General features: G+C 41.7%; 13 protein-coding genes, 2 tRNA genes and 2 rRNA genes (1 of these 17 cut by a window edge). 14 read left to right on the plus strand and 3 right to left on the minus strand.

Annotated features, from left to right (window positions below; all coding sequences use genetic code 11):
- The 8 genes from ISX45_RS17180 to tsaD form a co-directional block, all read left to right on the plus strand.
- Positions 1–982: ribosomal RNA gene (locus tag ISX45_RS17180) — 23S ribosomal RNA — on the plus strand (it extends 1945 nt beyond the left edge of the window).
- A 128-nt stretch (positions 983–1110) separates the two neighbouring features.
- A 5S ribosomal RNA gene (gene rrf, locus ISX45_RS17185) occupies positions 1111–1227 on the plus strand.
- 35 nt (positions 1228–1262) lie between these two features.
- Positions 1263–1339: transfer RNA gene (locus tag ISX45_RS17190), tRNA-Met, on the plus strand.
- 8 nt (positions 1340–1347) lie between these two features.
- Positions 1348–1423 (plus strand) — tRNA-Asp (locus ISX45_RS17195).
- Between the two features lie 331 nt (positions 1424–1754).
- Complete coding sequence (tsaE, locus tag ISX45_RS17200) at positions 1755–2213, plus strand: tRNA (adenosine(37)-N6)-threonylcarbamoyltransferase complex ATPase subunit type 1 TsaE (RefSeq protein ID WP_181557606.1); 459 nt, start codon at positions 1755–1757, stop codon at positions 2211–2213.
- The gene (tsaB, locus tag ISX45_RS17205) at positions 2210–2950 is read left to right on the plus strand and encodes a tRNA (adenosine(37)-N6)-threonylcarbamoyltransferase complex dimerization subunit type 1 TsaB (protein WP_181557605.1); all 741 of its coding nucleotides are present in this window, start codon (positions 2210–2212) and stop codon (positions 2948–2950) included. The genes tsaE and tsaB overlap by 4 nt, the downstream gene beginning before the upstream one ends.
- Positions 2910–3356, plus strand: a complete 447-nt coding sequence (gene rimI, locus ISX45_RS17210) for a ribosomal protein S18-alanine N-acetyltransferase (protein WP_181557604.1) — start codon at positions 2910–2912, stop codon at positions 3354–3356. Before tsaB ends, rimI begins: the two co-directional genes overlap by 41 nt.
- Complete coding sequence (tsaD, locus tag ISX45_RS17215) at positions 3353–4366, plus strand: tRNA (adenosine(37)-N6)-threonylcarbamoyltransferase complex transferase subunit TsaD (RefSeq protein ID WP_194519488.1); 1014 nt, start codon at positions 3353–3355, stop codon at positions 4364–4366. The genes rimI and tsaD overlap by 4 nt, the downstream gene beginning before the upstream one ends.
- 296 nt (positions 4367–4662) lie before the next feature.
- Here the strand turns inward: tsaD and ISX45_RS17220 are convergent, their stop codons facing one another.
- A complete protein-coding gene (locus ISX45_RS17220; protein WP_194519489.1) occupies positions 4663–6597 on the minus strand; it encodes an ABC-F family ATP-binding cassette domain-containing protein in 1935 nt (644 codons plus the stop codon).
- A gap of 125 nt (positions 6598–6722) precedes the next feature.
- Between ISX45_RS17220 and moaC the strand changes: the two genes are divergently transcribed.
- The 4 genes from moaC to tatC are packed head-to-tail and all read left to right on the plus strand — an operon-like array spanning position 6723 to position 8811.
- Positions 6723–7217: a cyclic pyranopterin monophosphate synthase MoaC gene (gene moaC / locus ISX45_RS17225; protein WP_181557601.1), complete on the plus strand. Its 495-nt coding sequence runs from the start codon at positions 6723–6725 to the stop codon at positions 7215–7217.
- Between the two features lie 29 nt (positions 7218–7246).
- A complete protein-coding gene (locus ISX45_RS17230) occupies positions 7247–7885 on the plus strand; it encodes a redox-sensing transcriptional repressor Rex (protein ID WP_181557600.1) in 639 nt (212 codons plus the stop codon).
- Between the two features lie 17 nt (positions 7886–7902).
- A complete protein-coding gene (gene tatA / locus ISX45_RS17235; protein WP_181557599.1) occupies positions 7903–8058 on the plus strand; it encodes a twin-arginine translocase TatA/TatE family subunit in 156 nt (51 codons plus the stop codon).
- Between the two features lie 24 nt (positions 8059–8082).
- Positions 8083–8811 (plus strand): twin-arginine translocase subunit TatC, encoded by a 729-nt coding sequence (gene tatC / locus ISX45_RS17240; RefSeq protein ID WP_194519490.1) that lies wholly within the window; start codon positions 8083–8085, stop codon positions 8809–8811.
- Positions 8812–9129: 318 nt separating this feature from the next.
- Here the strand turns inward: tatC and ISX45_RS17245 are convergent, their stop codons facing one another.
- The gene (locus ISX45_RS17245; RefSeq protein ID WP_181557548.1) at positions 9130–9312 is read right to left on the minus strand and encodes a YdiK family protein; all 183 of its coding nucleotides are present in this window, start codon (positions 9310–9312) and stop codon (positions 9130–9132) included.
- A 4-nt stretch (positions 9313–9316) separates the two neighbouring features.
- Positions 9317–10054: a CPBP family intramembrane glutamic endopeptidase gene (locus ISX45_RS17250; RefSeq protein ID WP_194519491.1), complete on the minus strand. Its 738-nt coding sequence runs from the start codon at positions 10052–10054 to the stop codon at positions 9317–9319.
- A gap of 268 nt (positions 10055–10322) precedes the next feature.
- On the opposite strand from ISX45_RS17250, the gene groES reads away from it, so the two are divergent.
- Positions 10323–10607: a co-chaperone GroES gene (gene groES / locus ISX45_RS17255; protein ID WP_181557546.1), complete on the plus strand. Its 285-nt coding sequence runs from the start codon at positions 10323–10325 to the stop codon at positions 10605–10607.
- 83 nt (positions 10608–10690) lie between these two features.
- Entirely contained in the window at positions 10691–12310 is a 1620-nt protein-coding gene (groL, locus tag ISX45_RS17260) for a chaperonin GroEL (protein WP_194519492.1), read from the plus strand.
- The last annotated feature ends 626 nt before the right edge of the window (positions 12311–12936 follow it).

Genomic DNA, 12936 nt, shown 5'->3' on the forward strand with positions numbered 1-12936 from the left:
ACGGTCCTAAGGTAGCGAAATTCCTTGTCGGGTAAGTTCCGACCCGCACGAAAGGTGTAACGACTTGGGCACTGTCTCAACGAGAGACCCGGTGAAATTATAGTACCTGTGAAGATGCAGGTTACCCGCGACAGGACGGAAAGACCCCGTGGAGCTTTACTGCAGCCTGATATTGAATTTTGGTATCGCTTGTACAGGATAGGTGGGAGCCTGAGAAGCCGGAGCGCCAGCTTCGGTGGAGGCGACGGTGGGATACCACCCTGGCGGTATTGAAATTCTAACCCGCACCCCTGATCGGGGTGGGAGACAGTGTCAGGTGGGCAGTTTGACTGGGGCGGTCGCCTCCCAAAGAGTAACGGAGGCGCCCAAAGGTTCCCTCAGAATGGTTGGAAATCATTCGTAGAGTGCAAAGGCAGAAGGGAGCTTGACTGCGAGACCTACAAGTCGAGCAGGGACGAAAGTCGGGCTTAGTGATCCGGTGGTTCCGCATGGAAGGGCCATCGCTCAACGGATAAAAGCTACCCCGGGGATAACAGGCTTATCTCCCCCAAGAGTCCACATCGACGGGGAGGTTTGGCACCTCGATGTCGGCTCATCGCATCCTGGGGCTGTAGTCGGTCCCAAGGGTTGGGCTGTTCGCCCATTAAAGCGGTACGCGAGCTGGGTTCAGAACGTCGTGAGACAGTTCGGTCCCTATCCGTCGCGGGCGTAGGAAATTTGAGAGGAGCTGTCCTTAGTACGAGAGGACCGGGATGGACGCACCGCTGGTGTACCAGTTGTCCCGCCAGGGGCACCGCTGGGTAGCTATGTGCGGAAGGGATAAGCGCTGAAAGCATCTAAGCGTGAAGCCCCCCTCAAGATGAGATTTCCCATCGCGTCAAGCGAGTAAGATCCCTCGAAGATGACGAGGTTGATAGGTCCGAGGTGGAAGCGTGGCGACACGTGGAGCTGACGGATACTAATCGATCGAGGACTTAACCAAGAAAAAGGTGAAGCCGAGCGTTCGCTTCTTTGCATGGATATCGGTTATCTAGTTTTGAGAGAACAAAAAAAGTTCTTGACAGAACCGATAGGTTCGTTATAATCATACTTGTCCAATTCGATATCTTGCCTAGTGACAATGGCGGAGAGGTCACACCCGTTCCCATCCCGAACACGGAAGTTAAGCTCTCCAGCGCCGATGGTAGTTGGGGCCAGCGCCCCTGCGAGAGTAGGTCGTCGCTAGGCTTTAACTATCTAAAATTTAGGTTTTCTGTTATCGTCGCGGGGTGGAGCAGTCTGGTAGCTCGTCGGGCTCATAACCCGAAGGTCGCAGGTTCAAATCCTGCCCCCGCAACCAATGAAATTGGTCCCGTAGTGTAGTGGTTAACATGCCTGCCTGTCACGCAGGAGATCGCGGGTTCGAGTCCCGTCGGGACCGCCATGTTGAACGAAACATAATGTTTCGTGTTTTTTTATGTCTTTTTTGTCTTTGCTTCATTCCCCCTTTTACGATAAACTCATATATAGAGATTCACATACATCCTTAGGAATCACCTTCCTAAGGACTTTTTTGTACAAATCGTTTTCATCTTGTCTGTTATTCGGTGTAAGTGTGATGTAATAACTTTAGTTATATACAATGTGTTTGGATCAGAAGTGGAAACTTTTTGTTATAATGTGATAAAATTTCAAAGATAATCTGTAAAGAAGAATATTATCGTTTCCTCACTATTATGATAATAAAAATGATGAACTAAGTTAGGTGACAAATGATGAAATGTTATGAATTGGTTATGCATTCCGCTGAGGAAACCATGGAGTTTGCTGCTAGGTTAGCGGAAAAACTAAAAGAAAAAGATGTGATTGCTTTAGAAGGAGACTTAGGCGCAGGGAAAACAACGTTTACTAAAGGATTGGCGAAAGGGTTGGGAATTGAGCGGACAATAAGCAGTCCTACTTTTACGATTGTCAAAGAATATAAAGGACGGCTTCCCCTTTACCATATGGATGTATATCGTTTGGAAGATACGTTTGAAGATTTAGGATTCGATGAGTATTTTGATGGTGATGGGGTAACGGTCGTAGAGTGGGCCCACTTAATTCAACCTCAGCTTCCCGATGAATTGTTATACATTCACCTTTATCATCATGGAGAATCAGAACGCAAGATCGTTATTGAACCGGTTGGTAAACGGTACGAACAGTTATGTAAGGAGATTATGGAAGCATGAAAGTATTGGCGATTGATACATCGAATATTGTGATGGGGATTGCATTAGTGGAAGATGACATTGTAAAAGGTGAAATTATTACTAATATTAAGAAAGACCACTCGACACGTGTTATGCCGGCTATTCAGTCTTTGTTGGCGGATTGCCACATCACGCCTACGGAGTTGGATTTGATTGTTGTCGCGAGGGGGCCGGGTTCCTATACAGGTGTACGGATAGGAGTAACGATTGCTAAAACGTTAGCATGGACATTAAAAATCCCTATCGTAGGTGTGTCCAGTCTTGAAGTACTTGCAGCTAATGGACGATATTTTGACGGTGTTGTTTCACCTTTATTTGATGCAAGAAGGGGTCAAATTTATACGGGGCTGTATCGATATGAAGGAGATGTGCTCGAATGCATAGAAAACGACAGAATTGTGTTGTCGAGTGAGTGGGCGCGCCAGTTACAAGAAAAAAATGAGCCAGTTTTGTTTATCGGGAGCGACGTCGTTCTACATAAGGAAGTGTTTAAAGAGGTGCTTGGAGATTTAGCCCTATTTGCTCCTGATTCATTGCAGTTGCCTCGGCCAAGCGAGTTGGCGTTTATTGGGATGAAAAAAGAGCCAGAGAATGTTCACTCATTTGTTCCAAATTACGTTCGTCTTGCTGAAGCGGAAGCGAACTGGCTTGCAAAACAGGGGGAGCAAAGCAGGAATGAAAATTCAGTTTCGTCCAATGACTCTTGCGGATATTGATGAGGTCGTCTATGTTGAAAAAGCTTCGTTTACGCTTCCTTGGAGCAGAGAAGCGTTTTATAATGAGCTTGTTCATAACCAGTATGCCAAGTATATTGTGATGGAGTACAACCATCGCATTATCGGTTATTGCGGGATGTGGGTTGTGATCGACGAGGCACATATCACGAATGTGGCCGTATTGCCGGAGTATCGCGGCAAAAAATTAGGGGAAGCGTTGATGAGAAAAGTAATGGAAACAGCAAAACAATTAGGGGCAGCGATAATGACATTAGAAGTTCGTGTTTCTAATCATGTAGCCCAATCGTTATATCGTAAATTAGGTTTTTTAAACGGTGGTATTCGGAAACGATATTATCCGGATAATCAAGAAGATGCTCTTGTAATGTGGGTGAATTTACAATGAATAAAGATGTGTATGTACTTGGAATTGAGACAAGCTGTGATGAAACGGCAGCGGCAGTGGTCAAAAATGGTCGAGAAATTGTGTCCAATGTAGTTGCTTCACAAATCGACAGTCATAAGCGTTTTGGCGGCGTAGTTCCAGAAGTAGCTTCTCGCCATCATGTCGAGCAAATTACGCTTGTCATTGAAGAAGCTATGAATAGAGCGAATCTTTCGTTTGCGGACTTAGATGCGATTGCTGTGACGCAGGGACCGGGATTAGTCGGGGCGCTTCTCATTGGTGTTAATGCGGCAAAAGCGTTGGCGTTTGCGCATCAAATTCCGTTAATTGGCGTCCATCACATTGCCGGGCATATTTATGCGAATCGGCTCGTTACGGAGATGAAATTTCCGTTACTTTCTCTCGTTGTTTCTGGAGGCCATACGGAGCTTGTTTACATGAAGGAGCACGGGAAGTTTGAAGTGATCGGAGAAACGAGAGACGATGCGGCGGGGGAAGCGTATGATAAGGTGGCTAGAGCGTTACATCTCCCGTATCCGGGGGGACCGCACATTGATCGACTTGCCCACGAAGGAAGTGTGACGATTGATTTGCCGCGCGCTTGGCTTGAAGAAGATTCGTATGATTTTAGCTTTAGCGGATTAAAATCTGCGGTGATGAATACGTTGCATAACGCTGCGCAGCGTGGCGAACAGATTGATGCGAAAGATATGGCTGCAAGTTTTCAAGCGAGTGTCGTTGATGTGCTAGTGGCAAAAACGGTAAAAGCAGCTCAAGAATATCAAGTTCGTCAAGTGTTGTTAGCTGGAGGAGTGGCTGCCAATCGAGGTTTAAGAGCAGAACTAGAACGGAAGATGGCGGAGCTCGAAGAAGTGGATCTTGTCATTCCCCCTCTTTCACTTTGTACGGATAACGCAGCGATGATTGCAGCGGCTGGAACGATTTTATTTGAACAAGGAAAGCGGGCAGATATGTCGTTAAATGCAGATCCAGGTCTTGAATTGTCATGAGAGAAGAAAAATCTCCTTGTTGTCAAGGGGATTTTTCTTTTTTAAAAAAACATTTCATTGTGAATAGTTTTATCCACAGGATGTTAATATTGTGGAAATTTACGATAAATGAGAGAACATCAATAAAAGGTTAACCACAAAATTTTGTGAATATATAAGCTAAATTTTGTGGATATTGTGGAAAAATACGTGAATAACTTTATTTTTAAAGCAAGTTGTTGTGGAAAAAGGTGTGGGTATGTGACTAATATAAAATAATCCATAGTCAAAGTAGACTATGGATATATGTGAAATTATTATTGTAATGTATGCAATGCTTCCCATTCTTCCATTAATTGTTCTAATTTCTCTTTCATTGTTTCATTTTCTTTTGTAAGTTGTTGGACTTTTTCGTGATTTTGATATATGTCAGGATCACATAATTGTTGATCGATGTGCGCAATTTGTTGTTCGATTTCGCTAATTTCATTTTCAATCTCTTCAATTCGCCGCTTTCGTTGTCTCTCTAATTTTTTGGCTTCTTTTTCTTGTTCATAGTTTGGTTTGTTAGCTGATTCGTCCTTGCGACGGGTCGCTTTTTCTTCGGAGGCAAGGCGTTCGAGTTCAAGCATTTCCGCTTTTTTGGTGATGTAATAGTCGTAGTCTCCAAGATATTCGGTAATGCCGTCTTTGGTAAGTTCGTATATTTTGGTGGCGATGCGATTAATAAAATAACGGTCATGGGAAACGAACAGGATCGTTCCTGGATAGTCAATCAGTGCATTTTCGAGCACTTCTTTGCTGTCCAAATCTAGATGGTTCGTTGGCTCGTCTAAAATGAGAAAATTCGCTTTTTGCATCATTAATTTGGCGAGTGCCAGCCTTGCTTTTTCTCCACCGCTTAATGCGGAAACGGGTTTTAACACATCATCCCCGGAAAATAAGAAATTACCTAGTACGGTACGAATTTCTTTTTCTGTTTTTGAAGGGTATTCGTCCCATAGTTCATCGAGCACACGTTTATTGGATGATAAATTCGCCTGGTTTTGATCATAGTAGCCGATTTTGACATTCGAGCCGTAGCGAAATTCCCCTCTTTGTAGCGGAATTTTTTGCACGATTGCCTTTAAGAGCGTCGATTTTCCGATTCCGTTAGGCCCTACTAAGGCAATGCTGTCCCCTCTTGTGATTCGAAACTGAATGTTATGAATTACTGGTTTCTCGTCATGATAGCCGACAGAGACCTCTTCTGCGGTCAACACTTCGTTCCCGCTTTGTCGTTCGATATCAAATGAAAATGAAGCCGATTTTTCGTCCCCGCTCGGTTTGTCGATTCGTTCCATTTTTTCGAGTTGCTTACGTCGACTTTGTGCCCGTTTCGTTGTTGAAGCACGGGCAATATTGCGCTGAATAAAGTCTTTTAATTTCGCGATTTCTTCTTGTTGCTTTTCATATAATTTTAATTCCCGCTCGTAGTCGTCTGCTTTCTGTTGTAAATAACGGCTGTAATTGCCTATATATTTTTTTATTGTTGTTCTCGATAACTCATATACTTGGGTGACGACTTTATCAAGGAAGTAACGATCGTGGGAAACGATGAGAATGGCTCCGGGATATGTTTGTAAATACTGTTCCAGCCATGTTAATGTTTCGAGATCTAAATGGTTCGTTGGCTCGTCCAAAATGAGCAAATCTGGCTTCATTAGTAATAATTTTCCAAGAGCAAGACGGGTTCGCTGGCCGCCGCTAAGCGATTGAACGGAAGTTGTCGTATAGTCGTATTCGGAAAAATTCAAACCGTGTAAAACGGAGCGAATATCGGCTTCATACTGATACCCACCTTGTTCTTTAAATCGCTCCTGTAGGGTATCGTAATCTTTTAATAATTTTTCATAACGCTGAGGGTCGGCCAACATATTTGGGTCACCCATTTGCAGTTCCATCATCCGCAATTCTTTTTCCATTGTTTTTAGCGGAGCGAACACTGTCATCATTTCATCCCATATTGATAACGTGGAATGAAGACCGCTATCTTGGGCCAGGTATCCGACCGTTACATCCTTCGGCTTAATGATTTCCCCGCTATCATAAGACATTTCACCGGCAATGATTTTTAGAAGTGTCGATTTTCCCGCTCCGTTTCTCCCAACAAGAGCAACCCGGTCTTTTGATTGTATTTCTAGTTTTATATTCGATAAAATAAGTTCAGCTCCGAAATATTTTGCCAGTTGATTGACTTGTAAAATGATCATTGTTTTTCACCTCTCGTTCGACAATAATAGTGTAGCGCAAATCGTTTTCGTTGGGCAATAAAACGAGTCGGAAAAGACAGATGAGAAAAAATAGTGTATAGTTTATAATGTGGAGGAGATTTACATTGTCATCGTTTACTCACTTTAATGAACAAGGTCATGCAAAAATGGTCGATATTACAGAAAAAACTGATACGGTTCGGACCGCTGTGGCAAGAACGAGCGTGATGATGAATAAAGAAATTTATGAAAAAATCTCGAATCGCGCGATCCAAAAAGGAGATGTTCTTGCCGTTGCTCAAGTAGCCGGAATTATGGCGGCGAAAAAGACCGCTGATCTCATTCCAATGTGCCATCCTTTAATGTTAAGGGGTGTCGATATTCAATTTGCTTGGGATGTGGAAGAACAGACGTCTCGCTATCAACTGCTCATTACAGCAACTGTAAAAACAAAAGGAAGCACAGGGGTTGAAATGGAAGCGCTAACTGCGGCTTCTGTCTGTGCATTGACGGTTTACGATATGTGTAAAGCGCTAGATAAAGGAATTATCATTGGACCAACTTATCTAGTGGAAAAAACAGGTGGAAAATCAGGTCACTTTCGACGAGAGGACAAGTAGTTGGCTAAAGAGAATGTGGGGGAGTAGTCATGAACAATGAACAGCTAAAAATTCCACAGGCAACGGCGAAGCGTTTGCCGTTATATTATCGCTTTTTGAAAAATTTACATGCCTCAGGAAAGCAGCGTGTTTCTTCAGCAGAGTTAAGCGATGCAGTAAAAGTAGATTCCGCCACGATTCGCCGTGATTTTTCGTATTTTGGAGCACTTGGGAAAAAAGGCTATGGCTATAATGTGAACTATTTATTGTCTTTCTTTCGCAAGACGCTCGATCAGGATGAAATTACGGAAGTAGCATTAGTAGGGGTCGGAAACTTAGGAACGGCTTTTTTAAACTACAATTTTACGAAGAATAATAACACGAAAATTGTCATGGCATTTGATGTTGATAAAGCAAAAGTAGGGGCGAAAGTAGGCGGGGTACCTGTTTATCACCTTGATGAGTTAGAGGAGCGTCTTCATGATGAGATTTCTGTGGCGATTTTGACGGTACCAGCTCATGTGGCACAGGCTATTACAGATCGTCTTGTGAAAAAGGGGATTAAAGGGATTTTAAATTTCACTCCCGCTCGACTAAACGTACCTGATAATATTCGTGTTCATCATATTGATTTGGCCATCGAATTACAGTCATTAGTGTATTTTTTAAAAAACTACCCATCTAAATAAAAGGGAGCGAATCATGAATGAAATACTTGCTCATTTTGGTTGTCATCGTATTATTATTTGGAACGAAGAAGCTTCCCGATCTCGGGAAGTCGCTCGGTCAATCGTTGCGGGAATTTAAAGATGCTACAAAAGGGTTAGCAGATGAGGATGAAGAAAGCAACAAAAAAGCGTAATAGATAATGGTAGGATGATTAGGTATGAACGATAAAGAAATGTCCGTATATGAGCATTTAGGAGAATTACGAAAACGGCTTATCATTGTTGTTGTCTTTTTTGTCATCGCGATGATTGCTAGCTTCTTTTTAGTAGAGCCAGTCATTTTGTATTTGCAGAAAGCCGGTGAAGCGAAAGAATTAACGATGAACGCGTTTCGATTGACAGATCCTATTAAAATTTATATGCAGTTTGCGTTTGTGATTGCACTAATCATGACTTCACCAGTTCTGCTTTATCAACTTTGGGCGTTTATCAGTCCAGGATTATACGAGAGAGAACGAAAAGTGACGTTGAGCTATATTCCACTGTCTCTTCTTCTTTTTTTGGCGGGTGTGAGTTTTGCTTACTTTGTCTTGTTTCCATTTGTCGTTCGCTTTATGCAAAATTTAGCTTCTAGCCTAGGTATTCATCAAGTGATTGGGATTAATGAATATTTTGAATTTTTACTTCAGCTCGTTTTGCCGTTTGGCTTAGTCTTTCAGCTGCCTATCATCGTTATGTTTTTGACAAGACTAGGACTGATTACTCCAATGTTTTTAGTAAAAGTACGCAAGTATGCTTACTTTGTTTTGCTGATTGTGGCAGCGATTATTACCCCTCCGGATGTATTGTCACAGGTGATTGTCATGATTCCGCTCTCGATTTTATATGAAATAAGCATATGGATTTCCAAGATAGCTTATCGAAGAGCACGGTTAGCGGAACAATAAGAAAAGCGAAAGCGACCCAATTCCGCTTAAAAATTGCCCGCTTCCTCTGGGCAAACAGCGAAATGTAACCATCCTAGCTCCCGTGATGGGCAAATGCTCTTCACCCGCTGGACGTTTTTTGCTACCTTGAGGGGGCTGGTTTGGTCCCAGAGCTCTCGGGCATGACTTCGCCAGTTTATGCTTTGCGCAAGTTTTGCATGGATGTCAATTCGAAAAGTAAACTGTTTGGGTGCTGAAGCTAGACAAGCCTCCTTAAAAAAGAAAGCAAGGTGTAAATTCGGATATAACAAGAAAACCTCCCGTGTAATGCAGGGAGGTTTATTTTTTAAAATAAAAAGCGAGCATGCGCAATGCTGTCCCGAAGTCTAGTGTAGCGATCACCATTAACACAATCGTAGAGAAGTTCCAAATGGTTTCGTGAGCACTTTGAATCGCTAGATACGTGAATAATGCTCCCATTAAGAAATAGAACAATGCAATATGTAACGGTGAAGTTCTCATGTTATCAAAATCCTCCAAATATGAACTGGACATGTTCTGCTTGTCGCATTATTTTTTCGATTTCATCCGCGAAAATAGTTTGCATAAAAACAACGAATGTGTTCATGGTCACGTGAGCAAATATCGGTACGATAATGCGCTTGGTTTTCGCATAAAGAAAGGCAAAGGTAACCCCCATCGTTGCGTACAGTAAGAGATGCTCAAGTTCCATATGGACGACAGCAAATAATAATGAGCTTACAATCGCTGCGATGAAGAAATTATATTTTTTATAAAGGGAACCGAAAATAATTTTTCGAAAAATGATTTCCTCTAAAATCGGCCCGATGATGGAGGTAACAATCACAAGTGATGGAGTCAGTCTAATGATTTCCACAATTCTTCTTGTATTTTCTGAGCCCGGTTCGATTCCAAAAAAGCGAGTTTCAATCGTAGCAGCAATGCTTTGAGAAAACAATGCTAGAAAAAACCCTCCTATGGCCCACATGACAGTCGCCACATTGGAAGCACGATGGCGAGCATTATACTGCTCTTTTATGTCCTCTTTTAATAAAAATAAGATGATCAAAAATGTAACAAGGAAGCTAATAACCGCCCAATAACCGGAAGCGACCGAATTCGCTGTATATTCATCGGCCGATGAAGAACCAACTCCGATCGCACGTAACAGTGGAACACCAACGATTCCTGACAGCTGCATAATGATATATGCAATTATGATATACCAGTGGCGCCGTTTCAATGGAAATACCCCTTTTCTAAAAAATAATCGTGCTTCTCGTATTTTAGCACAACTTCCCACGAAATCATCACAAAAAAGTTTTTATAATGGCGATTTAGATTTGAAAGAATGTGACATAATTGAAAAGGGTGCATGAAAAATAAAATTTTTTATATTTTCTACTTGCAAAAAAAGGAGAAGTTCATTAATATTATAAGTGTGTTAGCACTCGATATAAACGAGTGCTAATAAAACGATGCGAAAATTATGTTTAAGGAGGTTGTTTCCCGTGTTAAAGCCATTAGGTGATCGCGTTGTTATTGAGCTAGTTGAGACAGAGGAAAAAACTGCAAGTGGTATTGTGTTACCAGACACTGCGAAAGAGAAACCACAAGAAGGAAAAGTAGTAGCTGTTGGTACAGGTCGCGTACTTGACAGCGGTGAACGTGTAGCTCCAGAAGTAGCTGTTGGCGATCGTATCATCTTCTCAAAATATGCGGGTACAGAAGTAAAATATGAAGGCAAAGAATATTTAATTTTACGTGAAAGTGACATTTTAGCTGTAATTGGTTAATGTGAATCCTTATACAGCTTTTATAACATAGATATACAAAAAAATACTTAACCATTACATTTCATAAGGAGGTAACGGGGTATATGGCAAAAGAAATTAAATTCAGCGAAGAAGCTCGTCGTGCGATGTTACGCGGTGTGGATAAATTAGCTGATGCAGTAAAAGTGACATTAGGTCCAAAAGGCCGTAACGTTGTATTAGAGAAAAAATTCGGTTCTCCATTAATCACTAACGACGGTGTAACAATCGCGAAAGAAATCGAATTAGAAGATCCATTTGAAAATATGGGTGCAAAGCTTGTTGCTGAAGTAGCAAGCAAAACAAACGACGTTGCTGGTGACGGTACGACTACTGCAACTGTATTAGCTCAAGCGATGATCCGTGAAGGCTTAAAGAACGTAACAGCTGGCGCGAACCCAATGGGTATCCGCAAAGGTATCGAAAAAGCTGTAGCTGTTGCGGTAGAAGAATTAAAAGCAATCTCTAAACCAATCGAAGGCAAAGAATCTATCGCTCAAGTTGCTGCGATTTCTGCTGCTGACGAAGAAGTAGGTCAATTAATCGCAGAAGCAATGGAGCGCGTAGGTAAAGACGGCGTTATCACTCTTGAAGAGTCTAAAGGCTTCACAACTGAACTTGAAGTTGTAGAAGGTATGCAATTTGACCGCGGTTACGTTTCTCCTTACATGGTAACAGACTCTGACAAAATGGAAGCAGTGCTTGAAAATCCATACATCTTAATTACTGACAAAAAGATTTCAAGCATTCAAGATATTTTACCAGTATTAGAGCAAGTGGTACAACAAGGCAAACCTCTATTAATCATTGCTGAAGATGTAGAAGGCGAAGCTCTTCCAACATTAGTTCTAAACAAACTTCGCGGTACATTTACAGCTGTTGCTGTTAAAGCTCCTGGCTTTGGCGACCGTCGTAAAGCAATGTTAGAAGACATCGCTATTTTAACTGGCGGTGAAGTCATCACTGAAGAATTAGGTCGCGACTTAAAATCCACAACAATCGCATCACTTGGTCGCGCTTCTAAAGTTGTTGTTACAAAAGAACATACAACAATCGTTGAAGGTGCTGGCGAAGCTGATCGCATTAAAGCTCGCATCAATCAAATTCGCGCTCAATTAGAAGAAACTACTTCTGAATTTGATCGTGAAAAATTACAAGAGCGCTTAGCGAAATTAGCAGGCGGCGTAGCGGTAATCAAAGTTGGTGCTGCTACTGAAACTGAATTAAAAGAGCGCAAATTACGCATTGAAGACGCTCTTAACGCTACACGTGCAGCAGTTGAAGAAGGTATCGTAGCAGGCGGTGGTACAGCATTATTAAACGTATATAACAAAGTTGCTGCAATCCAAGCTGAAGGCGACGAAGCTACTGGTGTGAAAATTGTCCTTCGTGCTATCGAAGAGCCAGTTCGCCAAATCGCACAAAACGCTGGTCTAGAAGGTTCTGTTATCGTTGAACGTTTAAAGAATGAAAAACCTGGCATCGGCTTCAACGCTGCAACTGGCGAATGGGTTGACATGATTGAAGTTGGTATCGTTGACCCTACAAAAGTAACTCGTTCTGCGCTTCAAAACGCAGCATCTGTTGCATCTATGTTCTTAACAACTGAAGCAGTTGTCGCAGATAAACCAGAAGAAAATAAAGGCGGCAATGCAGGTATGCCTGACATGGGCGGAATGATGTAAGGCTTTTGAGCCTTTCGTTGGAGAAATAGCTACGGCTATTTCTCCTCTATTATTTTAAGGAGTAGTCATGTAAATAATTTATATCAATAGCAATAACCACTTCCTATAAAAATTTAGGGAGTGGTTTTTTGTTGCTAAAATTCGCTTATCAAGGCTTTTTGGATGACAGATGCTTCAAGAACACGGACTAAATTATGAAATGACTTTAGGGAAATTTGTGGACTATTTTTGGCTCATTAATGGTTGCATTTATCTGTTCTTTCAACAAGTTCATTTTTACTTATGTGTACGTCTTAAGTAGGGACGCTTTTTTGTTCTAACGGAGCAGGTTAATTTTGCGAAATGTTTCTATCTTAAATTAAGATTAGTTTAGGTAAAGGCTAGATGGTTCTAATCCGAGGGGTATCGATTTCAACAGAGGAAAAAGGGAGCGATACCTTTCTGTATGAATAAGTAGGTATATTTGAAGGACAGCTAATTAGTTGACATAATTGGAATAGAACAGTACGCACCTCTTAATAAAATCACATAATATTATTGCTTACCGATAGAAATTTTTCATCTATCGGTTTATTTTTTTTAAATTTGATAGGATTTAACAATAACGAACGTATTACTAAACAGAT

This window comes from Thermaerobacillus caldiproteolyticus, assembly GCF_015326725.1.
GTDB classification, from domain to species: domain Bacteria; phylum Bacillota; class Bacilli; order Bacillales; family Anoxybacillaceae; genus Thermaerobacillus; species Thermaerobacillus caldiproteolyticus.

Bases quoted from the DNA above. Each gene is read 5' to 3' on its own strand.
- rimI (WP_181557604.1), top strand. From the start codon at position 2,910: ATGAAAATTCAGTTTCGTCCAATGACTCTTGCGGATATTGATGAGGTC.
- ISX45_RS17220 (WP_194519489.1), bottom strand. From the start codon at position 6,597: ATGATCATTTTACAAGTCAATCAACTGGCAAAATATTTCGGAGCTGAA.
- tatA (WP_181557599.1), top strand. From the start codon at position 7,903: ATGAAATACTTGCTCATTTTGGTTGTCATCGTATTATTATTTGGAACG.
- tsaD (WP_194519488.1), top strand. From the start codon at position 3,353: ATGAATAAAGATGTGTATGTACTTGGAATTGAGACAAGCTGTGATGAA.
- ISX45_RS17230 (WP_181557600.1), top strand. From the start codon at position 7,247: ATGAACAATGAACAGCTAAAAATTCCACAGGCAACGGCGAAGCGTTTG.
- tatC (WP_194519490.1), top strand. From the start codon at position 8,083: ATGAACGATAAAGAAATGTCCGTATATGAGCATTTAGGAGAATTACGA.
- tsaB (WP_181557605.1), top strand. From the start codon at position 2,210: ATGAAAGTATTGGCGATTGATACATCGAATATTGTGATGGGGATTGCA.
- groL (WP_194519492.1), top strand. From the start codon at position 10,691: ATGGCAAAAGAAATTAAATTCAGCGAAGAAGCTCGTCGTGCGATGTTA.
- tsaE (WP_181557606.1), top strand. From the start codon at position 1,755: ATGAAATGTTATGAATTGGTTATGCATTCCGCTGAGGAAACCATGGAG.
- ISX45_RS17245 (WP_181557548.1), bottom strand. From the start codon at position 9,312: ATGAGAACTTCACCGTTACATATTGCATTGTTCTATTTCTTAATGGGA.